The sequence below is a fragment of the Rhodococcus sp. Q genome, assembly GCF_005503035.1.
GTDB lineage: Bacteria > Actinomycetota > Actinomycetes > Mycobacteriales > Mycobacteriaceae > Rhodococcus_G.
The window spans coordinates 207167-233184 of the sequence record NZ_SCOY01000001.1 but is presented as its reverse complement, the minus strand read 5'-3'; the positions used below and the strand labels follow the sequence as shown (position 1 = coordinate 233184).

Sequence of the window (26018 nt, the reverse complement as noted above, 5' to 3'; positions counted from 1 at the left end):
GACCCGACCTGAAAGCGTCGACGTATGACGAGCGAACTGACCTACGAGGGCACCAAGCGGGAGGTCTCCACCGACCTCGGCGTACTGCGATACCACGAGGCAGGCGACGGGCCGCCGCTGTTGCTGCTGCACGGCTCCGGTCCCGGCGTCACCGGGTGGCGCAACTACCGCGGCATCCTCGGGGACTTCGCCGAGCACTTCCGGTGCCTCGTGCTCGAGTTCCCCGGCTTCGGCGTCAGCGACCCCGGCGACGGTCACCCGATGGTGATGGCAGGCGCCTCGGTAGGGACGTTCCTCGATGCGCTCGGCATCGACGAGCCGGTGCACATGATCGGCAACTCGATGGGCGGCATCGTCGCCACCAACGTCGCCATCAACGCGCCGCAGCGGGTGAACAAGCTGGTCACGATCGGCGGTATCGGCAGGAACGTCTTCGCGCCCGCACCCGGTGAGGGCATCAAGCTGCTGATGGAGTTCACGGACAACCCGACCCGCGAGGGCCTGATCCGGTGGCTGCACTCGATGGTCTACGACCCGGCCGTCGTCACCGAGCAGCTGATCGAGGAGCGCTGGGCGCTGGCCACCGAGCCGCTGACCCTGGAGATCGCCGCCCGGATGTACAGCAGCAAGGCGTTCGCCGCGAACACCGCGGCCGCGAAGGCCTCGGGAGTGACCCCGTACTGGGCGCAGCTGCACAAGGTGCAGGCTCCGACGATGCTCACCTGGGGTCGCGACGACCGCGTCAGCCCCGTCGACATGGCGATGCTGCCGATGCGCGACATCCCGAACGCCGAACTGCACGTCTTCCCGAACTGCGGGCACTGGACGATGATCGAGGCCAAGGAAGCCTGGACGTCCGCGGTGCTCGCCTTCCTCACCCGCAAGGACGCCTGATGACCGACCAGAAATGGGACACCACAGTCGATTTCCTCATCGTCGGGAGCGGAGGCGGCGGCATGTCCGCCGGTATCGCGGCCGCCGACCTCGGACTCGACACCCTGATCATCGAGAAGGGCAAGAAGTTCGGCGGGTCCACCGCCATCTCCGGTGGCGGCATCTGGATTCCCAACGCCCCCACGCTGACCCGCAAGGGGGGTGGCGACGAGCCCGCCGCGATCCGCCGCTACCTGAAGACGTTGACCGCGGGCACCGTCCCCGACTCCCGGATCGACGCCTACATCGACGGCGGACCGAAGCTGATGACGCTGCTCGACCGCAGCAAGCACATGAAGCTGTACTGGGTGAAGGGCTACTCGGACTACCACCCGGAGGAAGACGGTGGCAGCGCACTCGGCCGCACCATCGAGTGCCTTCCCTTCGACACCCGAAAGCTGAAGGAGGACGAGCAGTTCCAGCGTCCGAACAGCATGAAGGGCCCCTTGGGGCTGTGGGTGACGTCGAAGGACTACCACGACCTGGCGATGGTCAAGCGGACCTGGGCGGGCCGCCGGGCGTCGATGGTCGCGGCGTGGCGGGTCGCGTCGAACATGGTGCGGCGCAGGCACATGGCGACCGGTGGACGCGCACTGGTCGCCCGCCTGCGGATGGTCCTCAAGGACGCCGGGGTTCCGCTGTGGCTGCGGACGTCGATGACCGAACTGGTCACCGCCCCCGACGGCTCGGTGATCGGCGTGGTCGCCGAACGCGAGGGCGCCACGGTCCGGATCCGGGCGCGTCGCGGTGTGCTGCTGGCGACCGGCGGTTTCGACCACAACCAGCAGATGCGCGATGAGTACCTGCCCGAGCACGGCCGCGCGAACATCAGCGCGGGAGCCCGCGAGAACAAGGGTGACGGCATCCGTGCCGGGCTGGAACTCGGCGCGGCGGTCGACCTGATGGACGACGCGTGGTGGATGCCGTCGGTCTTCCACCCGATGGGCGCGGTGATCCCGCTGGTGTCGGAGCGGTGCATCCCGCCGTCGGTGATCGTCAACGCGGAGGGCGAACGGTTCACCAACGAGTCCTCGCCGTACGTGAACTTCGTGCACGACCAGCTCGAAGGCGGGCACGTGCCGGCGTGGTTCGTGATGGACACGAAGGCGAAGAACCGGTACCCGTTCGCGCAGGTGCTGCCGAACATGCCGTTCCCGCAGGGGTTCTACGACTCCGGCGTGATCCACAAGGCGGACACCCTCGCCGAGCTGGCGGAGAAGATCGGCGTTCCCGCGGACAAGCTGACCGCCACGATCGAACGGTTCAACGGCTTCGCCCGCAGCGGCAAGGACGAGGACTTCGGCCGAGGCGACAGTGCCTACGACCGCTACTACGGCGACCCGACGATGAAGAACCCGAACCTCGACGAGATCGTGAAGGGACCGTTCTACGCGATCCGCTGCGAAGCCGGCGACCTCGGCACCAAGGGCGGGCTGGTCACCGACGAGGACGCGCGGGTGCTCCGCGGCGACGGCAGCGCCATCTCCGGGCTGTACGCGACGGGCAACACCACGGCGTCGGTGATGGGCAACGAGTACGCGGGTGCAGGGGCGACGATCGGTCCGTCGATGGTCTTCGGATATCTCGCCGCGAAGCATGCCGCCGCGCATACGCTCCCACTGAGCGAGAGCTCCGAACGCGCGTCCGCCTGACGGCTGGGACGTTCACAACCACCAGGCGGTCATCCGCCGGATCATCAGCGAAAGACGAGGGAAGTCATGGGCCAGGTACTGGATCGGATCGAGCAGTACGCGGACGAGATCCGCGCCGACGGCGTCGAGGGCGACAAGCTGATGCGCCTGACCGACGCCAATGCCAAGCGCCTCAAGGAGGCCGGCGCGATCCGGATGCTCCAGCCGAAGAACCACGGCGGACTCGAGGTCCACCCGCGTGAGTTCGCGGAGACGGCGATGGCGATCGGCGCGATGGACGGCGCCACCGGCTGGGTGACCGGCATCGTCGGTGTGCACCCGTGGGAGCTGGCGTTCTTCGATCCGAAGGCGCAGGACGAGGTGTGGGGCCAGGACCAGGACACCTGGATGGCGTCGCCGTACGCACCGATGGGTGTCGCGGTCCCCACCGACGGCGGGTACATCCTCAACGGCCGCTGGTCGTTCTCCTCCGGTACCGACCACTGCCAGTGGGTGATGATCGGTGCGCTGGTCGGCGATCAGAGCGGCAAGCCGCAGATGCCGCCGAAGATCCTGCACGTGCTGCTCCCGCGCAGCGACTACGAGATCGACCAGGACAGCTGGGACGTCGTCGGCCTGCGTGGTACCGGCAGCAAGGACCTCATCGTCAAGAACGCGTTCCTGCCGGAGCACCGGACGATCGACTCGGCCACCGTGTACGACGGGACCGCCCCGAAGATCGCCGGCCGCTCCGAGACGCTCTACAACTTCCCGTTCTCGTGCATCTTCCCGCTCGGCATCACCTCGTCGCTGATCGGTATCGCCGAAGGCGCTCTCGCGTGCCACATCGCGGCGCAGAAGAACCGCGTCGCGGTGACCGGTGTGCCGATCAAGGAAGACCCGTACGTGCTGTTCGCGATCGGTGACGCCGCTGCGGAGATCGCCGCTTCGCGTGCGGCGATCCTCGAGACCGTCGACCGCTTCTGGGACCTGACCGAGAAGGGCAAGGAGGTCACGTTCGAGCAGCGTGCCATCGGTCGTCGCACGCAGACCGCGGCGGCGTGGCGGGCGGTGCGGGCCGTCGACGAGATCTTCGCTCGCGCCGGCGGTGGTGCGCTGCAGATGAAGACGCCGCTGCAGCGGTTCTGGCGTGACGCGCACGCCGGCCTCTCGCACGCGATCCATGTGCCCGGCTCGATCTTCCACGCTTCCGCGCTGACCCAGCTCGGTGGCGAGCCTCAGGGCATCCACCGCTCGATGATCTGACCATCGGGCAATCCGACACTCGCAAAGGACTGGACATGACCGACATCCGATCCCTCGGCTACCTGAGGGTCCAGACGCAGGACGTGCCGCGATGGCGCGAACTGGTGGTCGACGGCCTCGGTATGGCCGTCGGCACGGGGCCCGACCCGGACGGGCTGTACCTGCGCATCGACGAACGCACCTCGCGTCTGCAGGTGCTGCCCGGCGACGTCGACAAGGTCGTCGCCGTCGGCTGGGAGGTGCGTGACCAGTTCGCGTTGCGGGCCGTGCGCGAGCAGGTCGAGAAGGCGGGTGTCGAGGTCAGGGACCTGACCCAGGACGAGGCCGATCTGCGGCGGTTCGAGCAGGGCATCACCTTCACCGATCCGGCGGGTACCGCGCTCGAGGTGTTTTTCGGGCCGGTCCTCGACCACAGCCCGATCGTCACCCCGCATGGTGGTCGGTTCGTCACCGGTGCTGCCGGGCTCGGGCACGTGGTGCTGCCGACGCCGCACTACCAGGAGACGTACGACTTCTACACCGAGGTTCTCGGGTTCCTGCCTCGTGGCGCCATCCGGCTCGGCGGGCCGGGTGCGCCCGGACCGGCGCGTCGGGTGCGGTTCCTCGGCATCAACCAGCGGCACCACAGCCTCGCGATCTGCCCGGCGCCGCCGACGGACGCGCCCGGCATGGTGCACCTGATGATGGAGGTCGACACCCTCGACGCCGTCGGCCAGGCCCTGGACCGGATCAACAAGCTCGGATTCTCGCTGTCCTCGACGCTTGGCAGGCACACCAACGACAAGATGGTGTCCTTCTACGTCCGGGCTCCCGGCGGGTGGGACATCGAGTTCGGCACCGAGGGCATGCTGGTGGACGAGAGTCACTTCACCGCGGAGGAGATCACCGCGGACAGCTACTGGGGTCATGACTGGTCCGGCTCCGAGCCCCTCGCGGCGTTCACGCCAGCAGGCTGAGCAGTCCGATCACACCGAATGCGGTGGACATCCCGTGAGGATGGCCGCCGCATTCGGCGTCCTCCGGCAGGACGGGGTGGGTCCGTGGATTGTGCTGGTGGCAGCCAACATAGGGTGTCGGGCGTGTCTCGGACCCGCAACGTCGCGCTCGCCCTGTTCACCACGATCGTCCTTCTCGCTGCCACCGCCTACGGTCTGCTTCAGGTGAGCAAGTCCCGCTCGTTCCAACTGTTCGGGGATCTGGTGGATCGGGTCGACACCGATCAACGTGTTGTGGCGCTGACTTTCGACGACGCACCCCTCACCCAGACGTCGGCCGTGCTCGACATCCTGCGGGAGAAGGACGTCACGGGCACCTTCTACATGATCGGCGAGAGCATCGGGCAGCAGCCGGCGGCCGCTGCGGAGATCGCCGAGGCGGGTCACGAGCTGGGGAACCACAGTTACTCGCACCGCCGGATGGTGGCAACCAACGAAACTCCCGGATTCGTCCGGGACGAACTCGACCGGACCGACGACCTCATCCGCAGCGCCGGCTACCGCGGCGAGATCACCTTCCGCCCGCCGTACGGGAAGAAGTTCCTGGTCCTGCCGTGGCAGCTGTCTCAGCGGGGCACCACCGCAGTGACCTGGGATGTCGAGCCCGACACCTACCACGCGGGCGATGCGCAGGCGCTTGCCGATTACACCGTGAACAACACCCGTCCCGGATCGATCATCCTGATGCACCCGTTCTGTGACGTGGCATGCGAAGCGGATCGGGAAGCGCTGCCACAGGTCATCGACCGACTTCGCGCCGACGGCTACCGGTTCGTCACCGTCCGCGAACTGCTCGCGATGCGACGCTGACGCTTCTGTCCGACGATCTCGCGCTGCCGCGTGCCTGTCACCGGCCTATCGTGGACTCTCGGATCCGCCGTCACACGGAGGTGCCCGATGTCCAGTCTCTCGCTCACGGAGCCGCGACCCGACTTCACGGGTCTGCTCGCGGTGTACGTCAACTGCACCCTCAAACGCTCACCCGAGCCGAGCAACACGCAGGGACTGATCGACCGCAGTGTCGAGTTGATGCGGGACGCCGGGGTCGCCGTCGACCAGATCCGCGCCGCCGACCACGACATCGCGACCGGCGTGTACCCCGACATGCGGGAGCACGGCTGGGAGTCGGACGAGTGGCCGAACCTGTTCGACAGGATCCTCGCAGCCGACATCCTCGTCCTCGCGGGCCCGATCTGGCTGGGCGACAACAGTTCCGTGATGAAGAAGGTGATCGAGCGGCTGTACGGCTGCTCGGCGATCCTCAACGACAAGGGGCAGTACGCGTATTACGGCCGCGTCGGGGGCGCGCTCTTCACGGGCAACGAGGACGGCGTCAAGCACTGTGCGATGAACGTCCTCTACAGCCTTCAGCACCTCGGATACGTGATCCCACCGCAGGCCGACGCCGGGTGGATCGGGGAGGCGGGTCCGGGGCCGTCCTACCTCGACGAGGGGTCGGGCGGCCCGGAGAACGACTTCACGAACCGCAACACCACCTTCATGACCTACAACCTCATGCACCTCGCGGCGATGGTCAAGGGCGCGGGCGGGATTCCCGCCTACGGCAACCAGCGCTCGCAGTGGGACGCGGGCTGCAAACCTGACTTCCCGAATCCCGACTACCGCTGAATCTGCTTGCGTCGCCGCACAGATTCGGGCATCCTGGGCGCAGCGTCGCGTGCCGGTGGCGGACCGCGTCAGGCATGGAGGCGCCGAACTCGAAGGATTCCTTCGTGACCATCTCGTTCAATCACACCATCGTCGCTGCCGAGGACAAGCAGCATTCCGCGTACTTCCTCACCTGGCTTTTCGGCCTGCCCGACCCGGTTCCCGCCGGGCACTTCCTCGCCGTCGAACTCGACCACGGCGTCACCCTCGACTTCGCGGAGCCGCCACCCGGCGCCGACATCGCGCCGCAGCACTACGCCTTCCTGGTGTCGGAGGACGACTTCGACGCGATATACGGGCGCATCACCGACCGCGGTATCGAGCACTGGGCCGATCCGCGTCAGTCCGCTACGGGTATCAACCGCAACGACGGCGGTCGCGGAACCTACTTCCTGGATCCGTCCGGGCATTTCCTGGAGATCATCACCCGGCCGTACGGATCCGGCAGGTAGCCCGTCAGAACTGGTTGAACCAGCGCACGAACAGGTTCCATTCGCGCAGGATGGGCCACATGTCGCCGGTCAGGAACGTGAACCCGATGTCGGGAAGGTTTCCGGTCATAGCGTGCTCCTTGCTCGTCACCTGTTGGATCGGTGACGAGTGAGGTGGGCGTTACTCGTCAGGCCGGAAGTCCGAGGGAGCGGGCCAGCGTAGGCCAGGTGTCCGGCAGTTCGTCCTTCCAGTAGTTCCAGGCGTGCACGCCGGTGGCGTGGTACTTGAACGTCGCCGGGATGTCGAGCTCCTTCAGCGTGGACTGCAAGCGGAGGGTGGAGAGCCGGGAGACGGCCTCGATGGGTCCGCCGATGACCACGCGGTTGAAGAGATCCGACTCGGGGGTCTCGTAGCGGCCGGGGATGCCGGTCATGGACGACACGTAGATGTCCATGCCGCGCAGAGCTTCCGCGTGCCGGACGGTGTCGTGATCGGCCCAGCCCTGGCCGCCGATCTCTCCCCAGATGTTCGCCGGGTCGCCGCCGCGGGACGAGATGGTCTGCTGGACGCACATCCGTCCCACGTCGTCGGTGGTGGAGTAGCAGCCGCTCATCGCGGCGATACCCCTGTACATGCCGGGGTGTCGGTGCGCCAGGATCATGGCGCCCTGCGCGCCCATCGACAGGCCGAGCAGCGACTTGGCGCCGTTGGTCTTCAACCGGGCGTCGAGCAGCGGCGGCAGTTCGTCGACGATGAACGTCTCCCACTTGTGCAGTCCGACACCGGGATCGATGTTCTCCCAGTCGGAGTACACGCTGGCGACACCGCCGTTGATCATGACGACGTTGACGTTCTTGTCCGCGAAGAAGTCGCGCGCGCCGCCGCCCAGGGCCCAGTCGCTCGACGTCTCCCGGGCGTCGACGCCCTCGAGGGCGTAGATCGAGGGCCGCGGCTCCGAGTTGTCCTTCGGCAGGAGCACATCGACGCCGACCGTGCGGCGGAGCGCAGGGGAGGCGACGGTGAACCGCACCCACTGCGGGGACTTCTGCTTCTCCCCGACGATTTCCGGGGTGGTGATGTCGTCACGCAACTCGGGCAGTGGCGGGACCTCGGCCTGCAACGATTCGGGAACCGTCGATCCCGCGCTCACGCTGCCGCCGTCCGAGCTGCCCACGGAGCTCGCCGCGTCGAGGCTGCCGGCCCCGGCGGTGGGGCCGAGGGTCGCCGTGACCAGCAGCGACAGCCCGATCACACCGGCGCGGAGTGCTCGGCGCTGCCGGGGGCGATTCGGGTCGGTCGTGCGTGTCATGTCGTTGACTCCAGGATGTCGGATTCGGGTGCGCCGAAACCTACAGGACGTAGTGCGGACGGATCGGCGAAATGGAAGCATTCCTCACGACCTGGGTTCGGAAGGGTGCGTCCAGCGCAGCGGTCGTCTGACAGTCCTGTCGGACGGCAGTGGGGCGTGACCGACACCGGTCACGCCCCACGAGCAGTCTGGCCGCGTCAGCGGTTCAGAAGCTTGCGCATCATCTCCGCGGCACCCTTGACCAGGCGATCACGGGGGAATCCGGCCCGCTTCTGCGCTGCGACGTAGTTGCCGCCGGCCACCCACACGGGGCCGTCGGTGAGGTGCTCGAGGCCCTCGCGGGCGGCGTCCTCGGGTTCCTGGACGATCATGCCGGGTACGTCGAAGTTCAGTCCCGCGCGGACCATCGCAGGCGTACGGGTGACGCCGAGGACCAGTTCGACGACGTGCACGCCGTGCGGTTCCAGTTCCAGCCACAGGCTCTCGGCGAACACCCGGCTGAACGCCTTCGACGCCGCGTAGATGCTCTGGTGCTCGGAGCCCATGTAGCCGGCCAGGGAGCCGAGCAGGATGATGCCGCCGCGACCGCGGTCCTTCATCCGCGCACCGAAGTGATGCGAGAGTTCCAGCTGCCGGGTGATGTTGAGGTCGATCACGCCGCGGAAGCCGTCGAGGTCGCCGGTGACGAACTCGTGGCCGTACGAGTTGGCGCCCGCGTTGAAGATCAGCAGCCCCACCTCGACGTCGTCGGTGGCGGCGCGGATCTGGTCGACGGCGTCGGCGGCGAGCAGGTCCAGCGACAGGGTGCGAACCTCGACGCCGTGCGAGCGGACCTTCGCGGCCGTCTCGTCCAGCGGTCCCGGCTTGCGGGCGATGAGGACGAGATTGATTCCGGCGGCGGCCAGTTCGTCGGCGAAGGCCGAGCCGACGCCTTCGGAGCCGCCTGCGATGACGGCCCACGGGCCGTACTGGGTGGTGTCGATCATGGCGAGATGTACTCCTCGGTCGGTCTCAGTGCGCGACTTGGGGTGTCGGAACGGGATCTTCGTTGACGACCGGCAGCGTGCCGTCGTGTGCGGCGCGGTCGATGGTCGCGGCCAGTGCCTCGCAGCGCATCACGGGCGCACCCGGCCGGCCTTCACGGCCGGTCCACGTGTCGATCTCCCGGCAGGTCCGCTGGGACGCCTCGTCCCATTGCACGGCCGTGTGTTCCCAGCTGTACTTGAGCACCCGGACACAGGCTCCACAGGCGTCACACTCCAGCGGCTGCATTCTCACGCGCCCTCTCGAGGTTGGCCTCGACCTCCTTCTGCCAGGACGCGACCGCCTTCGTGGTGTCCATCTCGTGCTCGAAACGGTCGACCATCTCCGGGGTGACGGCGGCGCGGTCCACGTAGAACTGGTCGTACCAGCGGCGCAGCTGGTAGACGGGCCCGTCCTCCTCGCACAGCAGCGGGTTCTCGATGCGGGTCTTGTTCTTCCAGATCTCGACGTCCTGCTCGAAGCCCTTGGCGATGAAGCCGCCGAACGCGTTCGCCATCTTCTCGGCGGCGTCACCCTGGAACTGCTCGGACTTCTTGACGATGATCCCGTACATCAGGACGAACTTGTCCGGCGAGACCGGGTAGTGGCAGTTGATGAGCACCGACTCCACGTCGTAGCCCTCGTACTGATAGACGAGGTCGTCGATCATGAACGACGGACCGAAGTACGAGGCGTCGGAACGGCTTCCGAGCATGCGCGGGGTTCCCGACGCGTGCGGACGCATGTCCTCACGCGCCACGCCGCGCATGAACTGGCTCGCCACCTGGCCCTCGAAGACGTTCTTGAAGAAAGTCGGGAACGAGTAGTGCACGTAGAAGAAGTGCGCCATGTCCACGATGTTGTCGACGATCTCGCGGCAGTTCGTGTCGACCTCGGTGGTGTACCAGACCCAGTCGGACCACTCGTCGGACAGCGCGCCCTCGATCCGCGGGATGTACATGTCGTCCTCGCCGGGCGCCTGACCTTCCGGGTCGTGCCAGACGAACAGCATGCCGTCCTGCTCCAGAGTGGTCCAGGCGCGGGTGCGGGCCAGCGGGGGGACGCGGCGGGCGTAGGGGATGGACGTGCACTTGCCCTTGCCGCCCCACCTCCAGTCGTGGAACGGGCAGGCCACCGAATCGCCCTTGACGGTGCCCTGACTCAGGTCGCCGCCCATGTGCCTGCAGAACGCGTCGAGGATGTTGAGCTTGCCCTCGCTGTCGGCGAACACGACGAGCTTGGTGCCGAACGCCTCGACGCTGTGCGGTGTCCCGTCCCGGAACGGCTCGGCGAGTCCGAGGCAGTGCCAGCCCCGCGCGAACCTCGTCGGCGCGGCGCCGGCCTCGATCACGCGAACCTCGTCGTGGTGGGGCGCAGTGCTGGTCACGGTCGTTCCTTCCCGTCGAACGGTGCCACACGGGCGGCATGGTCTGTGGCTTCGGACGCTACGAGCCCGGTGACGAGGCATCGGCGTCGATCTCACTGGCCGGGACCGTGAGCCGCCGGGCCGGGCGCCTCCGCGGCTAGCATCGGGAAAATGGACAACGAGGTTCTCGGACGAGTGCGTGACCTGCTGCCCACGATCACCGAGCGTGCGCGGGCGACCGAGGACGCCCGCCGCGTGTCGGACGAGACGATCGCCGGGCTCGTCGCCACCGGGGTGTTCCGCATGTTGCAGCCGGCGCGGTACGGCGGACTCGAATCGGATCCCGTGCACTTCTACGAGGCGGTGCGCGCCATCGCCGCTGCCTGCGGTTCCACCGGGTGGGTGACGGCGGTGCTCGGCGTCCACCCGTGGCATCTGGCGCTGTTCGACGACGCCGCGCAGGCCGAGGTGTGGGGTGAGGACCCCGACGTCCTCGTCGCGTCGTCGTACTCCCCGGTCGGGACGATGGTGCGTGTCGACGGCGGCTACGAGCTGATGGGCAGCTGGCGGTTCTCGTCCGGCGTCGACCACTGCGGTTGGGCGCTGCTCGGCGGACTGATCGTCGACGACCGCGGCGACATCGTGGACAACGCGACGCTTCTCGTTCCCCGCTCCGATTACCAGATCCGCGACGTGTGGGAGAGCGTCGGACTGCGCGGCACCGGCAGCAACGAGATCGTGGTCGAACGGGCGTTCGTCCCCGACCACCGGGTGATGCGCAACTACGAGTTCTCCCAGTTGCGGGGTCCGGGGCAGAAGGTGAATCCCGGTCCGCTGTACCGAATTCCGTTCGCCACCGTCTTCAGCTCTGCCATCGCGGCCCCCGTCGTCGGTGTCGTCGCGGGCTGCTACGAGCACTTCCTCGGCCGGATGCGGGACAGGGTTCGCCTCAGCCTCGGCGGCGGCCGGTTCGTCGACGACCCGTTCGCGCAGGTCGCGGTCGGCCGGGCGTCGTCCGAGATCGACGCGGCCATCCTGCAGATGGACCGCAACGTGCGGGCCTTGATGGATGTCGCATCCGCCGGTGGCGAGATCCCGATGCAACTGCGTCTGCGGGCCCGCCGCGATCAGGTCCTGGGGACCGAACGGGCACTGAACGCCATTGACAGGCTCTTCACCATGTCCGGCGGAAACTCGCTCGACACCGGTAATCCCATCGAACGCGGCTGGCGCGACGCCCATGCAGGCGGCGTGCACGTCGCGAACGACGTCGAGCGTGCCCTCGCGCTGTACGGGCGCGGGGCGTTCGGGCTGCCCGTCGAGGACAACATGATCTGACGCGGTCACTGCTCCTTCGGCGCGGCGGTGAACCTGCGGGCCAGGTTCTCCTCCGTCGACGGCCCGGGCTCCCACGACGCGATCCACGGCCCCGTGCCCTCGCTCTGGTCGAGGACGCCGTCCTCGAGCCACGTGTGCTCGCCCCCGAGAACCTGGCCGGCGACGCGGTGGTCGACGTCGTCGGTGTTCTCCCACAGTGCGGCGAAGTGGCGGTCGATCCGCAGCCGCGCCTGCCTGCAGAAGGCATCCGCCAACGCGACGCCGCTCGCACCGTGGCCGGAGTCGCGTTCGGACTGGGCGCGCACCACGGACGCGGACATCGCGAACAGTTCGGCACCGATGTCGACGACGTGGCCGAGGAACATCTGGTGCTTCTCCATGCCCGCCTGCCACCGGGCCATCCCGTAGAACGTGGACCGGGCGAGCTTGCGGGCGTTGCGCTCCACGAACCGCAGATGCGTTGCCAGGGAGTCGAACTCGCCGAACGAATTGGGCAGTTGTCCCTTGCCGGACACCAGGTGGGGCAACCACTTGGCGTAGAACCCGCTCGCGCCGAGTGCCGCCTTCGCCTTGTGCTGCATGTCGGCCTTCGGATCGGCGAGGTCGCCCGCGGCGCGCAGATGCGCGTCGACCGCTTCGCGCGCGATGAGCAGTCGCATGATCTCGCTCGACCCCTCGAAGATGCGGTTGATGCGAAGGTCCCGCAGCAGTTGTTCGACGGGCACCGCGCGTTCTCCGCGGGCGGCGAGGGATTCGGCGGTCTCGTAGCCGCGTCCACCGCGAATCTGGACGAGATCGTCGGCGATCTGGCAGGCCATCTCGCTCGCCCACAACTTCGCCAGTGCCGCCTCGATGCGGATGTCGTTGCGGCCCTCGTCGGCCATCTGCCCGGACAGTTCCAGCACCGCTTCGAGGGCGTAGGTGGTGGCGGCGATGAAGGAGAGCTTCGACGCGACGGCCCCGTGCTCGCCGACCGGACGCCCCCACTGCACCCGTTCCGCGGACCACTCGCGGGCGATTTTGAGCGCCCACTTGCCCGCGCCCCCGCACATCGCGGGTAGCGCGAGGCGTCCGGCGTTGAGTGTCGTCAAGGCGATCTTGAGGCCGTCGCCTTCGCGACCGATCAGGTTCTCCGCGGGCACCCGCACCTGGTGCATCCGCGTCACACCGTTCTCGATGCCGCGCAGGCCCATGAACGCGTTGCGCCGTTCGACGGTGATGCCGGGGGAGTCCGCCTCGACGACGAACGCACTGATCCCACCGCGGTTGTTCGCACCTTTCGGCACCCGTGCCATCACCACGAGCAGCTCCGCGACCACCCCGTTGGTGGTCCACAGCTTCACGCCGTCCAGCAGGTAGGCGCTGCCGTTGTCGGTGGGGACGGCAGTCGACGCGAGGCGGGCCGGGTCGGACCCGACGTCGGGCTCCGTGAGCAGGAACGCGGAGATCGCGCCGGCCGCGCAGCGTGGCAGGAACTCGCGCTTCTGCTCGTCGGTGCCCGCGAGCTTGAGGGGTTCGGGGACGCCGATCGACTGGTGCGCCGACAGCAGCGCGCCGAGGCTCGGATGTACCGATGCGACGAGCATCAGCACTCGGTTGTACGCGACCTGGGACAGGCCGAGCCCGCCGTACTCCTCCGGGATCTTCAGGCCGAAGCAGCCGAGGTCGGCGAAGCCGCGGACGTAGTCGTCGGGGATCTTCGCGTCGCGCTCGATAACCGAGCCGTCCAGGGTGGCGCAGTAGTCGCGCAGTTTCACGAGAAACCGTGCGGATCGGTCGGCGTCGTCCGCAGTGGGTCGCGGGAACGGGTGCACGAGGTCGAGGGGGAATCGTCCGAGAAAGAGCTCCTTCGCGAACGAGGGTTTCTCCCAGCCACCCTCGCGGGCCTCCTCGGCAACCGCTCGCGCCTGTTCCTCCGTGACATGGGCCGGTGCAACCATGATCCGCCTCCAGACGGTGCCTCGACGCTGAAGCTACTGGTGAGTATTCACCTCGCGCCCGGTTTGCGGAACCCCGCACGCCCCGCCCTGGTCGCGTCACCTCGCGCGCCGACCGGCCGACGAGCGGTGCGAGAATCGTGACCTGGAGGTGGCGATGACGAGCTCGGCGAGACCGCCTGCGTACACCATGCGGCAGCTGTTCGTGTTCGTGGCGGTGGCGGAGACCGGCACCATCCGGGCGGCGGCCGACCGTCTGCACGTGTCCCAATCCGCGGTCTCCCTCTCGCTCACCGAACTGGAGCGGGGACTGCGCACCCAGCTCTGTGTACGGCGCCGTGCGCACGGCGTCCAGCTCACTCCGACAGGGGAGCGGGTGCTGGTCCGGGCCCGTGTCCTGCTGGAACAGGCAGGCGAACTCGCCGCCGCGGCGAGCGGCGCCGAAGGCGAGCTGACCGGGCCGTTGGCGATCGGCTGCTACTCCTCGCTGGGGCCGACGCTGCTGCCCCGGCTGCTGTACGAGTTCGCTCAACAGCACCCGCGGGTCACCGTCGACTTCGTCGAGGACAACCAGGACCGCCTCACCGCGCGACTGACGTCAGGTGAACTCGACCTCGCCATCGTGTACGACCTCGACCTGTCGCCGGAACTGCGACGGACACGGATGGACACCCGCCAGCCCGCCGTGCTGCTGCCCGCGGGGCACAGGCTGGCCGACGAACCGACGCTCGATCTGACCGAACTCGCCGAGGAACCGATGGTCCTCCTCGACGTGCCACCGAGTTCGTTCCATGCACTGCAGGTGTGTGACCGAGCGGGGTTCTCGCCCCGAATTCGATACCGGCCCAAGAATTTCGAGACAGCCCGGGCGCTGGTGGGTCGGGGTCTCGGGTGGACGCTGCTGGTTCAGCGCCCGCACCACGACGTCACCTACGAGGGTCTCGGTCTCGTCGTGCGTCACGAGGTGAACCCGCCGATTCCGCCCGTCGACATCATTCTCGTGTGGTCGCCGACGGTGATGCTCAGCAAGGCCGCGCGTGCGTTCGTCGACTTCGCGACCGCGGAGTCGGACACCCATCCTCAGGATTTGTGAGCAATCACCCTCGGATCTTGCGCTTTTCACAGGTTGTGATCGGCGTCAAGATGCTTGAGAGACCGCGACGACGGTCATACGCCGGACGAGTCGGCCTGTGCAGTCACCGGCGACCGAACTCATCGCGTGCTTTCGAGTAATGAAAGGTCCCGACCATGACCTCAACCGTGTCGACACCCCCTGCCGCCCTCGGGTCGCAGCGACACCGGCGCGCCCGGAGAGCGGCGCTCGGCAGCTTCGTCGGTACGGCGATCGAGTGGTACGACTTCTTCATCTACGGCACCGCCGCCGCCCTGGTGCTCGGCCACCAGTTCTTCCCCGGCTCCTCCGATCTCGCCGGCACCCTCGCCGCCTTCGCGACGCTCGCGGTCGGATTCGTCGCACGCCCCATCGGTGGCATCGTGATGGGCCACTTCGGTGACCGTGTCGGCCGCAAGTCGATGCTCGTCGTCTCCCTGCTGCTGATGGGCTGTGCGACCGTCGGCATCGGTCTGCTGCCGAACTACGACGCGATCGGTGCTCTCGCCCCGATCCTGCTGGTGACGCTGCGCTTCGTCCAGGGCCTCGGCGTCGGCGGCGAGTGGGGTGGCGCGGTGCTCGTCGCCACCGAGAACGCACCGGAGGGCCGCAAGGGGCTCTACGGAGCCGCGCCCCAGATAGGGGTTCCCGCCGGTGTTCTCGTGGCGAACCTCGTGTACCTGCCCCTGACCGCCTTCCTGAGCGAGGACGCGTTCAACTCGTGGGGCTGGCGCATCCCGTTCCTGCTCAGCGCGGTCCTGGTACTCGTCGCGATGTGGATCCGCCTCGGCCTCGAGGAGAGCGACGAGTTCGAGGCCGCCAAGGAGTCGGAACAGCCGGGCACGCTGCCGATTCTCGAGGTCCTGACCAAGCACTGGAAGACCGTCCTGCTCGCAGGCGGAACCTTCATCGCCACCAACGGCATCGCCTACGCGTACATGGTCTACGTACTCAAGTACGGCGAGACCGAACTCGGCTTCAGCAAGACCACCATGCTGTTCCTGCTGATCGGTTCGTGCCCCTTCTGGATGGCGGGCATGGCGTTCAGCGCGTGGAAGTCCGACACCCTCGGACGCCGCACCGTCTACGTGCGCAGTTCGATCGCCCTCGTGATCATCGCCGCCGCGTTCTTCCCACTGATGGACACCGCCGCGCTGCCGATCATGGCCACCGCGATGATCGCGCTCGGTTTCGTCCTCGGCTGCTGCGCCGGACCACAGTCCGCGCTCTTCGCCGAACTCTTCCCCCCGGCCATCCGCTACTCGGGCGCCTCCCTCGGCTACCAGGTCGGCGCCATCCTCGGCGGCGGCCTCGCCCCGATCGTCGCCACGGCCCTGTACGCGAGCTTCGACACGTCGCTCGCGATCACCGGCTACTTCGTGCTGATCGCCCTGATCAGCCTCGCCAGCATCCTCGTGCTGAAGGTGCCCGACACCACGTCCTCCCGTCCGATCGAGCAGGAAGCAGCCTAGACCGATGTCGACCTACTACCAGCCCATGAAGTACCCGGCCTCGACGTTCGAGTCGATGGCCGCCACCGACGACGCCCTGCCCGTCGTCGTTGTCGGTGCGGGCCCCGTCGGCATGGGGGTCGCGCTCGGACTCGCGCAGCGCGGCATCCCCGTCACCGTTCTCGAAGCGGCCGACCAGGTGTCGTTCGGCTCCCGCGCCATCTGCATCTCCCGCCACAGCCTCGAGGTCGCCGCGCGCCTCGGCTTCGGCGCCGAGTTGGAGAAGATCGTGCTGCCATGGGTCGGCGGACGCAGCTTGTACCGCGACCAGCAGGTGCTGCACTTCCAGATGCGCAACGCCGACCACGACGTCCGGCCGCCGATGGTCAACGTCTCGCAGTCCGAGTTCGAGCAGATCATGGTCGACACCATCGAGGCTAACCCGCTGATCACCCTGCACTGGGCGGCGAGCATCGCGGGGGTGCTGCGGTCCGACGACGAGGTCACCCTCGAGGTGGACACCGCCGACGGGACGCGTCACCTGCGGGCCCGCTGGGTGGTCGCCGCCGACGGCGGCCGCAGCCGGATGCGGGAACTCGCCGGAATTCGCATGCAGGGCAACAACTACGACGGTCGTTACGTCATCGCCGACATCCACTGGGAATCGGAACTGCCCGCCGAACGGACGGTGTGGTTCGATCCGCCCTCCAATCCGGGTTCGACGATCATCATGCACAAGCAGCCTCGCGACATCTGGCGCATCGACTACCAGCTCGATCCGTCCGAGGACGCCGAGCTCGAGACCCGGGAAGATCGCATCCGCGATCGCATCACCCGGCACCTGGAGTGGCTCCGGAACGACTTGCCGTGGACGCTCGAGTGGCACGGCTTCTACAGTGCCCGCGCACTCGCGCTCGAGGATTTCACCCACGGCCGCATCCTGTTCGCCGGGGACGCCGCGCATCTGGTTCCGATCTTCGGTGTCCGCGGACTGAACTCGGGCATGGAGGACGCCGAGACCCTCGCCTGGCAGCTCGCAGCCGTCGTCAACGGAAGCGCGAATCCGGATCTGCTGCAGTCGTATTCGGTGGAGCGGCACGACGCGTGGCGGCAGAACATCGCGAACGCGGGAAAGAGCACGCTCATCATGTCGCCCGGCAGCCACGGCTACCGGACGACGCGCGACGCCATTCTCGCGCTGTCGGTGACCCGTCCCGAGTTCAGCCATCTCATCAACCCGCGCCAGTCCAGTGCCACGAACGCCCGGCTCTCGCCGCTCACGTGGCCGACTCCCGCCGACTCCTCCGGTGTCGCCCCGGGAGACCCGGTCGAGGACCGTCGCGTGGTTACCCGCGACGGCACCGAGACCACACTCAACATGCTGCGCGGCAGCGGTTTCGCGGTGCTCGGGATGAACGTCGATGCCGCCGCGCTGGCCACCGCCGCCGCCACTCTGGCCGGTGCGCTCGCGCCGGAGTCGGTGCGGGCGATCCTGATCGGGTCGGATGTCGCGGCCGCGTCGGTCGCTGTCGTACCCGACGCCGACGGTGGTGTCGTCGCGACACTCGGTGCACGCGACGGTGAGGTGTTCGTGATCCGTCCCGACGGCCTGCTGCTGTGCCGCATCGACGGCATCGCCCGAATCGACGACGTCGTCCGTCATCTCGGCCAGGGTGACGCACCGGTGGGCGCGACCACCGCCGTCGCCGGCGGACCAACGATCGATCCGGCCGAACTGCGTCGCGAGAACGTCTGGATGGGTCTGTCCGACGCCCTCGATCAGGTGGCCGGTAGCGATCGCGAGGGCTTCCTGACCCGGCTGGCGCTCGTGCTCGGATCGCAGGTCGGGCAGCGCGAATTCGAGGAGGCCGTCGCGGCCGCCACCGACCTGGCGCTCACCGTTCCGGCCGACGCGGACGCGGGTGCCGCCGTCGGCGCCTGAGCGGGTCTCGCGAATCCGGCGCCGCCCGGCAGTGGTCGGCGGCGCTGGATTTGACTCTCGTTGCTACCGGTCGCCGGCGCGACGCAGTAGGTAGCGCCGCTCGCTGTCGTTGGCGGTGAGTTCCGCCGCCGCACGGAACTGCTCGCGTGCTCGCGTGCCGTCACCGAGCTGATCGAGCAGGTGTGCCCGGACGGTTCGCGCTCGCTGTGCGACGAGGGGATCGTCCGTGATGCCGTGGGTTCGATCGAATTCGTCGAGAAGTGCGACGCCCCTGCGTGGACCGAAGGCGTGTGCGACGGCGACGACGCGACTGAGTCGGACCGGTGCGGTGGGCTGTAACTGTTCGAGCCACAGGTACAGTGCGGCAATCTGGGGCCAATCCGTCTCGTCGGAAGTCCCCGCCTGTGTGTGAGTCGCGGCAATCGCGGCTTGAAGTTGATATGGCCCAACATGATTACGAGCCCAGGCCTGCTCGATCAGTCGGGTGCCCTCGGCGGTCAGTCGCGAGTCCCAACGGGAACGATCCTGCTCCGCGAGCGGGACGAGTTCGTCGTCGGTGTCGGTGCGGGCCGATCGTCGCGCCTCGGTCAACAGCATCAGGGAGAGCAGGCCGGTCGCCTCGGGATCATCGGGCACGTGCGAGCACAGCATCCGCGTCAGCCGGATCGCCTCCGCCGTGAGATCGGCACGCGACAGTTCGTCACCGGCGCTGGCGGTGTACCCCTCGTTGAAGACGAGGTAGAGCACGCGCATCACCGTTGTCGTCCGCGCTGCGAGATCCTCGTCGGCACGAATCTCGAATCGGGCTCCGGACCTCTTCAGGGTCTGTTTGGCCCGGCTGATCCGAGTCCCCAACGTGGCTTCGGTTGTGCCGTAGGCGTGCGCGATCTCGGCCGTGGTCAAACCGCCGACTGCCCGAAGTGTCAGTGCGACCTGGGAGGTCTCGCTGAGTGTCGGGTGACAGCACAACAACAGAAGAAGCAGGCTGTCGTCGCGATCACCGAGGACGGGCCCGGGTCGATCGGAGTCGACGAGTACGGCGGCGCTGTACGCGAACTCCTCCTCGCGGCGCCGGGACGCCTGCTCGGAGCGAATGAGATCGACCATCTTGCGGTAGCCGACGCGGATCAGCCAACTGCGCGGCTCATCGGGGACGGTGCCCGCCGTCCAGGCGCGACCTGCCGCGAGGAGGGCTTCCTGCGTTGCCTCCTCTGCCAGAGCGAATCGGCCGAAGCGGCGCACCAGCGCACCGAGTACGTGTGGCGTCTCGGCGCGCAGCACGTCCTCGATACGCCGATCGACGGTTCGCGCGTCAGTGGCCGGATGGTCCATCAGGCGAAGTCGTCGCCCATTATCGGTCGGATCTCCATCGGCTCACCGAGGACATCGACCATCCGCGCGACGATGTCGCGGGCGCGCTCGAGGCTCGAGCACTCGATGATCGCGAAGCTGGCGAGGACCTCCTTCAACTCGGCATAGGGGCCGTCCGTGGCGACGACGCCGCCGTCCGTCTTCCGGACGGTGGTCGACACGGCCGGGTGGCCCAGACCCTCGCTCAGTACGAACTCGCCGGTCTCTCGGAGCTCTGCCTCGAACTTCTGGTAGGCGGCGAACGCGGCCAACGCGTCGTCGCCGGGGGTATCAGCGGTCTCGGCGTCCCAGGAATCTGCGGGGGTGTAGCTCAGCAGCAGAAACTTCATCGCATTCCTCCGTGGCTCGTTTGCTTTGTCAGCCTACGGGTTTCACCGACCGCGGCGCAGGATGAGCGAGTACGCCGTGACCCACGTGAACGCGATCAGACCGGTCACCGCGATCTGGAGACTCGCCTTCGACGGAGACACCGGCAGCAGTAGCACGAGCGCCGTGATCCCGTGGCCGACCGCAGCCCGCATGTGCCTGGCGCGGAGCGCACGGATCAGCAGCGTGATGCACGCAGCGGCGAGTGCGACGAACGACAGGACCGCTGCGGCGGAGTGGGCGACAGCGTGCCACGACATGTCCACCGAGCCTTCGGGTGCCCCGATCGGAAACCCGTTCTGCGGATCCATCGGGAAGCCCCCGGCGACAGCGAAAGCCGCTCCGAAAATGCCGAGGAACACCGGCACGACGCGTGAGCCGACACCGTCCGTGACGACGCGGAGGTGCGCGACCGCGAGGCCGAGGACGCCCAGTCCGGCGAGCACGAAGGTGAGCACCTGAATCCACCCGAGGTCACCTGTCGCGAGCTGGCTCAGGGGATGGACACGCAGATCGAAACCGGGCCGGACCAGCGCCTGGACGGCAGACGACAGGTAGAAGAGTGGTCCCGCGATCGCCGCGGCGGTGAGCAGGAGCCGGGTTTCCTCGGCTGATCGAGGAGCCGTGTGCTCGCGGAGCTTTGTCGTGTCCATGATGGCCTCCGGGGGTCGGTGCCACCGTCCCAATCGGGACGGCGTTCACGGACACCACGGAGCGGGTGTCGTTCCTTCGACATCACCAGACGAAATTCTTCCGCACCTGATGTCGAGAACCCGAGCAGGGCTCCGAGGTTTCCACGAGAGCAGCCGCAAGGACGCTGCTCCGAACCGGACAAGGGAGCACATCATGAACGAGACCACCAGCGACGTCGTCGACGGGAACGAGCAGGCGCCGCCCAGCGCCCGAATCCGCGAGCTCGACAGACTGGTCGGAACCTGGACCGTGACCGGCGGCGCCGAGGGCACGGTGCGATACGAGTGGATGCCGGGCGGGTACTTCCTGGTTCAGCACGTCGAGCTCGAACAGTACGGCGAGCGGGTGAGAGGGTTCGAGGTGATCGGACACCTGCACCCGTTCGGGGAGCCGGTCGGTGACGAGATCGTCTCCAGGTTCTACGACTCGGAAGGCAACACCTTCGACTACGTCTACGAACTGGAGGGCGACGTCCTCACCATCTGGGCCGGCGCGCAGGGGAGCCCGGCGTATTTCCGCGGCAGCTTCGCGGACAGTGATCGAACGATGACGGGCGACTGGGTCTACCCGGGTGGGGGCGGATACGCGTCCACGATGACGCGCCGGCAGGTGTAGGAGCGTCGGGGCGAGGAGGCCGGCTACGGCTGACCCCCCGCCCCGCCGCGTCCGTCAACGCAGCAGGAGCGCACCCAGCCTCCGGGCCGCGGCCATGACCGCCTCGCCCAGCTTCTGCTCGTCCGAGGAGTCGAACACCGAGAGACCGATGCTGACGAGGTCGGACGGGCGGCGATTGGGCACTGCCGCCGAGATTCCGGTGACCGAATGAGTGACCTCCCCCGACGTCACCGCGAATCCGCGCTCGCGTGCGCGGGTGACCTCCGGGCGCTCTCCCTCACGCGGCGGTAGCGCTGCGAGCATCGCCAGCCCCGCCGACCCGCGGTTGATCGGGTCGACCTGGCCGGCATCGAAGCCGACGTGGGCGCGCGAGTTGCGTGGCTCGATGACCATCAGCGCGCGCACCGCGTCCTCGCCTTCGCGAACCGCGAGGTGGGCGGTGGCCTCGACCGTCTCGGCGAGCTCTTCGAGCACGGGCCGTGCGAGTTCCCTCAGGTCCTGTTCCACCGCACTCGCGAGCGAGACGAGTCCCGAGCCGAGCAGGATGCGCTTGTTCTCGGTGCGCCGGCACAGGCGGTGCGCGTCGAGCGTGCGCACGAGACGGTCCGCGACCGTCCGGTGGACACCGATTCCGTCTGCGATCTCGGTGATGGTCAGTCCGTACTTGTGCTGGGTGAGCAGTTCGAGGATCTCCAGCCCGTTGTGCAGGGTTTTCGACATCCGCGAATCGAGTTGAACGCCGCTAGAACTCCCCGGGTTCTCGTGCTCTTTCTCATCGGATCGGGCCGATGGCATGAATCCCTCCCTTGACGTGTGTGAGGCGAGCCACCTACAGTTCACCTTAATCGCACTATGCGTTCGATTATCGCACACATGGCGAGGCGGTGCAATCCCGATCGGGATGTGTCGGAGAGTGATCGAGGAGTCCGTCATGACAGGGATCGAGGCCCGCGCCGACGTCGGCGTGGCGGTGTTCGTGGAGATCCATCAGCTGTACGGCCGACAGAGCCACCTCATCGACGAGGGGCACGCGGCCGAGTGGTCGGCCACCTTCACCGCCGACGGCGAGTTCCACTCGCCCAGCTACCCGGCCCCGGTCGTGGGGGCGGACGCGCTCACCGCGTTCGCCGACGCGTTCTTCACGAACGCCTCCGCGGCGGGTGAGACGCACCGCCACGTGCTCACCAACATCGCCGTCGACCATGTCGGCGACGACGAACTCGAGGTCAACGCCTACCTGCAGATCATTGCAACCCCGTCCGGTGGCGATTCCCGTCTCGTGCGGTTCACCACCGTCACCGACCGTGTGGTGCGAGTAGGCGGACAGTGGCTCATCGCGCGCCGCGTCGTCCGCCGCGACGATCAGGCCCGACCGGCCTGATTCCTCGAGGCTCGGTCGACGAGTATCTCGAATTTTATTGCAGAACATCGTTTTTGGAGGAACGCCCGATCATGACCGAAACCGCTGACGCCCAGAATCCCGGCCGCACCGACACCTCGCAGATGAGCGCCCTCTACCCGGAGATGGCCGGCAAGGTTGCCATCGTCACCGGCGCCGCTCGGGGCATGGGCGCGGCCTTCGCGGCCGGTCTCGCCACCCGCGGTGTCAACGTCCTCGGCGCCGACATCAACGAAGACCAGATGGTGGCCACCGCGGACGAGATCACCACCACGCTCGCCGCGAACTCGCTCGCCGCAACTCCCGGACGCGTCGTCGGCGCGCGCGTCGACGTCACCAAGGCAGACGACCACGAGGCTCTCGCGCAGATCGCGTTGAATGAGTTCGGCCGAATCGACTTCTGGATCAACAACGCCGGCATCTTCCCGTTCGGGCTCGTGGAGGACATCTCGCCCGAACAGATCTCCGCCGTGCTCGACGTCAACGTCGAGGGCGTGCTGTTCGGCTCTCAGGCCGCGGCCCGGCACATGGTGCCCGGCGGCGCGATCGTCAACATGTCGTCGGTCTCCGCGGTGCGCAACCGCCGTGGCCGCGCCGCCTACTGCACGTCCAAGGCGGCTGTCGCTCACCTGACTCAGTCGCTTGCGGTCGAGCTGGGAGACAAGGGAATCCGCGTCAACGCGATCGCCCCCGGCTACATCGACACCGAGATGACCCGCTGGGTCCAGGAAGATCCCGTCGCCCTGGCGAACGCCCTGGACTCCGTGCCGCTGCACCGGCTGGGTTCGCCCGAGGAGGTCTTCGGTCCGATGCTGTTCCTGCTGTCGGACAGCGCCCGCTACGTCACCGGCCACTCCATCGCCGTCGACGGCGGTTCGCGCCATGTCTGAGTCCACGTCCGAAGGGTGCGGCTACCCGAACGTCGTCCTGGTCACCGGCGCCGCCGGCGGCATGGGCGCCAATCATGCGAAAGCGCTCGCCGCGCAGGGTGTGCACGTGTGCGTCGCCGACGTCGCGGACACGTCCGCGGTGATGTCGGAGATCGAGGCCGCGGGCGGCAGTGCGTCGGCGCACCTGCTCGACGTCGCCGACTCGGCCGCGTGGACGGCAGTGGTCGACGAGATCCGTTCCACCAAAGGTGAACTCGGTGGTCTGGTCAACAACGCCGGTATCAGTCGTCGGCGCGAGTTCATGGACACCCCGGACGACGTCTGGGAACTGACCATGCGGATCAACCTGTTCGGGCCGTTCTACGGGATGAAGGCCGTCGCGCCGCTGATGCGGGAGAGCGGCGGCGGGTCGATCGTGAACATCTCGTCGATATCCGGTCAGGTCGGATACTTCTCACCGGCGTACGCGTCGAGCAAGTGGGGCCTGACCGGGTTGTCGAAGTCGGCTGCCGGACAGTTCGCGCAGTGGGGCATCCGGGTGAACTCCGTCCACCCCGGACTGGTGGGCACGGCACTCGTCGGAGGGGCGGACGCCTTCGTCAAGGCCTCGCTGGAGAGCATTCCGGCGGGACGCATGGGCACGGTCGACGAGATCACGGACGCGGTGCTGTTCCTGCTGTCCGACCGGTCCACGTACATGAACGGCAGCGAGGTGACGGTCGACGGCGGCCTGGTGTCCAACGGGCTGTACCACCGCATCCTCGCCGGAACGGGAGGAGTCCTCTCATGAGCGAAGACAACTGGGACGTCGTCGTCATCGGCGGTGGCGGAGCGGGGCTCGCGGCCGCGGTGTCCGCGGCCGAGCAAGGCGCATCGGTGCTGCTGTTCGAGTCACAGACCGAACTGGGCGGCTCGACGCAGCTGTCGGCGGGACTGTTCACCGCCGCAGGAACGAGCGTCCAGCGTGGCCTCGGTATCGAGGACTCCGCGGAGAAGTTCTTCCAGCACTACATGGACCTCAACCACTGGATGCTCAAGCCGGGCCTGGTCCGGGCGTTCTGCGAGAACGCCGGTCCCACCCTCGAATGGCTTCTCGACCTGGGTGTCGAGATCCCGGCCCGGGAGTCGGCCAACGCGCACATGCCGGGGCTGGCCCAGGCAGGCGTCGAGGACGTCTGGCGGGGTCACGTGCCCAAGGACCAGGGCTACGGCCTGGTGCAGGTGCTCGACAAGGCCCGCCGTGAGCGGGGCGTCGAGGTGGTCGTGAACACCCGGGTGCAGTCGCTGATCGTCGAGGACGGCCGCGTCGCCGGTGTCGTCGCCGACGACATCGAGGTCCGTGCGTCGTCGGTGGTGATCGCCACCGGCGGGTTCGCGCAGAACAAGGATCTGGTCGACCGCCTGTACCCGGATGCGAACAAGGGCGGCGACTCCCTCTTCGTCGTGGCCGCGCCGGGCAGTCAGGGCGACCACCTGGCCTTCGGCGAGCAGGTCGGCGCGGCCGTCGCAGGCGAGGGCTGGGGACTGATGCTCCCGACGGTCTACTTCCAGCGCCACCACCACTGGCAGTCGGGCTTCCCGCCCAAGTCGCGGATCTACGTCAACGGCGCTGGACGTCGATTCATGGACGAGGACGCGTCGTATGCGGTGTCGACCGGCATCATCGATGCGCAGGAAGGTGGCGCCTGGGTCGTGTTCGACGAAAGGGCTAGACTGAATCTTCCTGCGGGATATACTGATTGGGTTCCCGAGCGGGTTCAGGGCGAGGTCGACGCAGGACGCACTCTCCGAGCGGACACGCTCGTGGGCCTCGCCGCCGCGATGGATGTTCCGGCCGATGCACTCGAGTCGGCCGTCGCGCGGTGGAACGATCAACTCCCGAACGGTGTCGACGACGACTTCCTGCGTCATCGGACCCTCTCGAACAAGGGATCGACCGCCAATCCGGATCCGATCGACCAGGGCCCGTTCTACGCGGCCCGGTTGCTGCCCGCCGAACTCGTGTGCACGCATGCGGGCGTCGAGATCGACGGCAATGCATCGGTATTGGATCGGACCGGACGTCCGGTCGACGGACTCTTCGCGGCCGGCGAGGCCGGAGCCGGCATCCTCGGCCTCCGGTACGTGGGTGGCGGCAACGCCGTGGCGAACGCCCTCACGATGGGCCGGCTCGCCGGAATCAACGCTGCGCGCACCGCACGCGGCGAGTCGACGACATCGACGGCACTGACAACAGCAGGAATCTGACACCGAGCGTGTTGCGTACCAGACACCTACAAAGG

Annotated in this window: 25 protein-coding genes; 16 read left to right on the top strand and 9 right to left on the bottom strand. The window is 67.8% G+C overall.

The window, feature by feature from the left end:
- The first annotated feature begins 24 nt into the window (after window positions 1-24).
- The 7 genes from FFS72_RS01180 (at window position 25) to FFS72_RS01150 (ending at window position 6945) form a co-directional block, all read left to right on the top strand.
- On the top strand, window positions 25-894 hold the full coding sequence (locus FFS72_RS01180) for an alpha/beta fold hydrolase (RefSeq protein WP_050064124.1): 870 nt from the start codon (window positions 25-27) through the stop codon (window positions 892-894).
- Window positions 894-2585, top strand: a complete 1692-nt coding sequence (locus FFS72_RS01175; RefSeq protein WP_137872218.1) for an FAD-binding protein — start codon at window positions 894-896, stop codon at window positions 2583-2585. Before FFS72_RS01180 ends, FFS72_RS01175 begins: the two co-directional genes overlap by 1 nt.
- Before the next feature lie 66 nt (window positions 2586-2651).
- Window positions 2652-3830, top strand: coding sequence for an acyl-CoA dehydrogenase family protein (locus FFS72_RS01170; RefSeq protein WP_137872217.1), 1179 nt, complete (start codon window positions 2652-2654; stop codon window positions 3828-3830).
- Between the two features lie 35 nt (window positions 3831-3865).
- Window positions 3866-4786, top strand: coding sequence for a VOC family protein (locus tag FFS72_RS01165; protein ID WP_137872216.1), 921 nt, complete (start codon window positions 3866-3868; stop codon window positions 4784-4786).
- 123 nt (window positions 4787-4909) lie between these two features.
- The gene (locus FFS72_RS01160; RefSeq protein WP_249353067.1) at window positions 4910-5635 is read left to right on the top strand and encodes a polysaccharide deacetylase family protein; all 726 of its coding nucleotides are present in this window, start codon (window positions 4910-4912) and stop codon (window positions 5633-5635) included.
- Between the two features lie 87 nt (window positions 5636-5722).
- A complete protein-coding gene (locus FFS72_RS01155) occupies window positions 5723-6454 on the top strand; it encodes a flavodoxin family protein (protein WP_050064120.1) in 732 nt (243 codons plus the stop codon).
- 74 nt (window positions 6455-6528) lie between these two features.
- On the top strand, window positions 6529-6945 hold the full coding sequence (locus tag FFS72_RS01150; protein WP_137872214.1) for a VOC family protein: 417 nt from the start codon (window positions 6529-6531) through the stop codon (window positions 6943-6945).
- Window positions 6946-7112: 167 nt separating this feature from the next.
- On the opposite strand, the gene FFS72_RS01145 is transcribed toward FFS72_RS01150, so the two are convergent.
- From FFS72_RS01145 to FFS72_RS01130, 4 genes are all read right to left on the bottom strand, one after another.
- Window positions 7113-8234 (bottom strand): alpha/beta hydrolase, encoded by a 1122-nt coding sequence (locus FFS72_RS01145; protein WP_137872213.1) that lies wholly within the window; start codon window positions 8232-8234, stop codon window positions 7113-7115.
- Between the two features lie 197 nt (window positions 8235-8431).
- Entirely contained in the window at window positions 8432-9220 is a 789-nt protein-coding gene (locus FFS72_RS01140; protein ID WP_050064118.1) for an SDR family NAD(P)-dependent oxidoreductase, read from the bottom strand.
- A gap of 25 nt (window positions 9221-9245) precedes the next feature.
- Window positions 9246-9464 carry a hypothetical protein gene (locus tag FFS72_RS01135; protein ID WP_502704059.1) on the bottom strand — a complete coding sequence of 73 codons (219 nt, stop codon included), beginning with the start codon at window positions 9462-9464 and terminating at the stop codon, window positions 9246-9248.
- Window positions 9465-9486: 22 nt separating this feature from the next.
- Window positions 9487-10644 (bottom strand): 3-ketosteroid-9-alpha-monooxygenase, oxygenase component, encoded by a 1158-nt coding sequence (locus FFS72_RS01130; RefSeq protein WP_137872211.1) that lies wholly within the window; start codon window positions 10642-10644, stop codon window positions 9487-9489.
- Between the two features lie 150 nt (window positions 10645-10794).
- Here FFS72_RS01130 and hsaA point away from each other — a divergent pair, with 150 nt between their 5' ends.
- Window positions 10795-11961, top strand: coding sequence for a 3-hydroxy-9,10-secoandrosta-1,3,5(10)-triene-9,17-dione monooxygenase oxygenase subunit (hsaA, locus tag FFS72_RS01125; protein ID WP_137872210.1), 1167 nt, complete (start codon window positions 10795-10797; stop codon window positions 11959-11961).
- A 5-nt stretch (window positions 11962-11966) separates the two neighbouring features.
- Here the strand turns inward: hsaA and FFS72_RS01120 are convergent, their stop codons facing one another.
- A complete protein-coding gene (locus FFS72_RS01120; protein ID WP_137872209.1) occupies window positions 11967-13901 on the bottom strand; it encodes an acyl-CoA dehydrogenase family protein in 1935 nt (644 codons plus the stop codon).
- Between the two features lie 154 nt (window positions 13902-14055).
- Here FFS72_RS01120 and FFS72_RS01115 point away from each other — a divergent pair, with 154 nt between their 5' ends.
- The 3 genes from FFS72_RS01115 (at window position 14056) to FFS72_RS01105 (ending at window position 18402) form a co-directional block, all read left to right on the top strand.
- Window positions 14056-14991 (top strand): LysR family transcriptional regulator, encoded by a 936-nt coding sequence (locus tag FFS72_RS01115; RefSeq protein WP_137872208.1) that lies wholly within the window; start codon window positions 14056-14058, stop codon window positions 14989-14991.
- Between the two features lie 155 nt (window positions 14992-15146).
- Window positions 15147-16481 (top strand): MFS transporter, encoded by a 1335-nt coding sequence (locus tag FFS72_RS01110; protein ID WP_137872207.1) that lies wholly within the window; start codon window positions 15147-15149, stop codon window positions 16479-16481.
- Window positions 16482-16485: 4 nt separating this feature from the next.
- Window positions 16486-18402 (top strand): FAD-dependent monooxygenase, encoded by a 1917-nt coding sequence (locus tag FFS72_RS01105; protein WP_137872206.1) that lies wholly within the window; start codon window positions 16486-16488, stop codon window positions 18400-18402.
- A gap of 63 nt (window positions 18403-18465) precedes the next feature.
- On the opposite strand, the gene FFS72_RS01100 is transcribed toward FFS72_RS01105, so the two are convergent.
- From FFS72_RS01100 to FFS72_RS01090, 3 genes are read right to left on the bottom strand one after another with little or no spacing between them, the layout of a single operon-like run.
- The gene (locus FFS72_RS01100; RefSeq protein WP_137872205.1) at window positions 18466-19734 is read right to left on the bottom strand and encodes an RNA polymerase sigma factor; all 1269 of its coding nucleotides are present in this window, start codon (window positions 19732-19734) and stop codon (window positions 18466-18468) included.
- Window positions 19734-20102 (bottom strand): YciI family protein, encoded by a 369-nt coding sequence (locus FFS72_RS01095; RefSeq protein WP_137872204.1) that lies wholly within the window; start codon window positions 20100-20102, stop codon window positions 19734-19736. The genes FFS72_RS01100 and FFS72_RS01095 overlap by 1 nt, the downstream gene beginning before the upstream one ends.
- Window positions 20103-20144: 42 nt before the next feature.
- A complete protein-coding gene (locus FFS72_RS01090; protein WP_137872203.1) occupies window positions 20145-20792 on the bottom strand; it encodes a DUF998 domain-containing protein in 648 nt (215 codons plus the stop codon).
- Window positions 20793-20985: 193 nt separating this feature from the next.
- Between FFS72_RS01090 and FFS72_RS01085 the strand changes: the two genes are divergently transcribed.
- On the top strand, window positions 20986-21447 hold the full coding sequence (locus FFS72_RS01085) for a hypothetical protein (RefSeq protein WP_137872202.1): 462 nt from the start codon (window positions 20986-20988) through the stop codon (window positions 21445-21447).
- A gap of 54 nt (window positions 21448-21501) precedes the next feature.
- Here FFS72_RS01085 and FFS72_RS01080 read toward each other — a convergent pair whose 3' ends face one another.
- The gene (locus FFS72_RS01080; RefSeq protein ID WP_249353066.1) at window positions 21502-22167 is read right to left on the bottom strand and encodes an IclR family transcriptional regulator; all 666 of its coding nucleotides are present in this window, start codon (window positions 22165-22167) and stop codon (window positions 21502-21504) included.
- Window positions 22168-22378: 211 nt separating this feature from the next.
- On the opposite strand from FFS72_RS01080, the gene FFS72_RS01075 reads away from it, so the two are divergent.
- The 4 genes from FFS72_RS01075 (at window position 22379) to FFS72_RS01060 (ending at window position 25983) form a co-directional block, all read left to right on the top strand.
- Window positions 22379-22828 (top strand): nuclear transport factor 2 family protein, encoded by a 450-nt coding sequence (locus tag FFS72_RS01075; RefSeq protein WP_137872200.1) that lies wholly within the window; start codon window positions 22379-22381, stop codon window positions 22826-22828.
- A gap of 71 nt (window positions 22829-22899) precedes the next feature.
- Window positions 22900-23736 (top strand): SDR family NAD(P)-dependent oxidoreductase, encoded by an 837-nt coding sequence (locus FFS72_RS01070; protein ID WP_137872199.1) that lies wholly within the window; start codon window positions 22900-22902, stop codon window positions 23734-23736.
- A complete protein-coding gene (locus FFS72_RS01065) occupies window positions 23729-24526 on the top strand; it encodes an SDR family NAD(P)-dependent oxidoreductase (protein WP_137872198.1) in 798 nt (265 codons plus the stop codon). The genes FFS72_RS01070 and FFS72_RS01065 overlap by 8 nt, the downstream gene beginning before the upstream one ends.
- The gene (locus FFS72_RS01060; RefSeq protein ID WP_137872197.1) at window positions 24523-25983 is read left to right on the top strand and encodes an FAD-dependent oxidoreductase; all 1461 of its coding nucleotides are present in this window, start codon (window positions 24523-24525) and stop codon (window positions 25981-25983) included. Before FFS72_RS01065 ends, FFS72_RS01060 begins: the two co-directional genes overlap by 4 nt.
- Window positions 25984-26018: the final 35 nt, after the last annotated feature.

Excerpts from the sequence above, each read along its gene's own strand:
- FFS72_RS01180 (WP_050064124.1), top strand. The coding sequence starts at position 25 with ATGACGAGCGAACTGACCTACGAGGGCACCAAGCGGGAGGTCTCCACC.
- FFS72_RS01175 (WP_137872218.1), top strand. The coding sequence starts at position 894 with ATGACCGACCAGAAATGGGACACCACAGTCGATTTCCTCATCGTCGGG.
- FFS72_RS01170 (WP_137872217.1), top strand. The coding sequence starts at position 2,652 with ATGGGCCAGGTACTGGATCGGATCGAGCAGTACGCGGACGAGATCCGC.
- FFS72_RS01165 (WP_137872216.1), top strand. The coding sequence starts at position 3,866 with ATGACCGACATCCGATCCCTCGGCTACCTGAGGGTCCAGACGCAGGAC.
- FFS72_RS01155 (WP_050064120.1), top strand. The coding sequence starts at position 5,723 with ATGTCCAGTCTCTCGCTCACGGAGCCGCGACCCGACTTCACGGGTCTG.
- FFS72_RS01150 (WP_137872214.1), top strand. The coding sequence starts at position 6,529 with ATGGAGGCGCCGAACTCGAAGGATTCCTTCGTGACCATCTCGTTCAAT.
- FFS72_RS01145 (WP_137872213.1), bottom strand. The coding sequence starts at position 8,234 with ATGACACGCACGACCGACCCGAATCGCCCCCGGCAGCGCCGAGCACTC.
- FFS72_RS01140 (WP_050064118.1), bottom strand. The coding sequence starts at position 9,220 with ATGATCGACACCACCCAGTACGGCCCGTGGGCCGTCATCGCAGGCGGC.
- hsaA (WP_137872210.1), top strand. The coding sequence starts at position 10,795 with ATGGACAACGAGGTTCTCGGACGAGTGCGTGACCTGCTGCCCACGATC.
- FFS72_RS01120 (WP_137872209.1), bottom strand. The coding sequence starts at position 13,901 with ATGGTTGCACCGGCCCATGTCACGGAGGAACAGGCGCGAGCGGTTGCC.
- FFS72_RS01115 (WP_137872208.1), top strand. The coding sequence starts at position 14,056 with ATGACGAGCTCGGCGAGACCGCCTGCGTACACCATGCGGCAGCTGTTC.
- FFS72_RS01110 (WP_137872207.1), top strand. The coding sequence starts at position 15,147 with ATGACCTCAACCGTGTCGACACCCCCTGCCGCCCTCGGGTCGCAGCGA.
- FFS72_RS01105 (WP_137872206.1), top strand. The coding sequence starts at position 16,486 with ATGTCGACCTACTACCAGCCCATGAAGTACCCGGCCTCGACGTTCGAG.
- FFS72_RS01100 (WP_137872205.1), bottom strand. The coding sequence starts at position 19,734 with ATGGACCATCCGGCCACTGACGCGCGAACCGTCGATCGGCGTATCGAG.
- FFS72_RS01095 (WP_137872204.1), bottom strand. The coding sequence starts at position 20,102 with ATGAAGTTTCTGCTGCTGAGCTACACCCCCGCAGATTCCTGGGACGCC.
- FFS72_RS01090 (WP_137872203.1), bottom strand. The coding sequence starts at position 20,792 with ATGGACACGACAAAGCTCCGCGAGCACACGGCTCCTCGATCAGCCGAG.
- FFS72_RS01085 (WP_137872202.1), top strand. The coding sequence starts at position 20,986 with ATGAACGAGACCACCAGCGACGTCGTCGACGGGAACGAGCAGGCGCCG.
- FFS72_RS01080 (WP_249353066.1), bottom strand. The coding sequence starts at position 22,167 with ATGTCGAAAACCCTGCACAACGGGCTGGAGATCCTCGAACTGCTCACC.
- FFS72_RS01075 (WP_137872200.1), top strand. The coding sequence starts at position 22,379 with ATGACAGGGATCGAGGCCCGCGCCGACGTCGGCGTGGCGGTGTTCGTG.
- FFS72_RS01070 (WP_137872199.1), top strand. The coding sequence starts at position 22,900 with ATGACCGAAACCGCTGACGCCCAGAATCCCGGCCGCACCGACACCTCG.
- FFS72_RS01065 (WP_137872198.1), top strand. The coding sequence starts at position 23,729 with ATGTCTGAGTCCACGTCCGAAGGGTGCGGCTACCCGAACGTCGTCCTG.
- FFS72_RS01060 (WP_137872197.1), top strand. The coding sequence starts at position 24,523 with ATGAGCGAAGACAACTGGGACGTCGTCGTCATCGGCGGTGGCGGAGCG.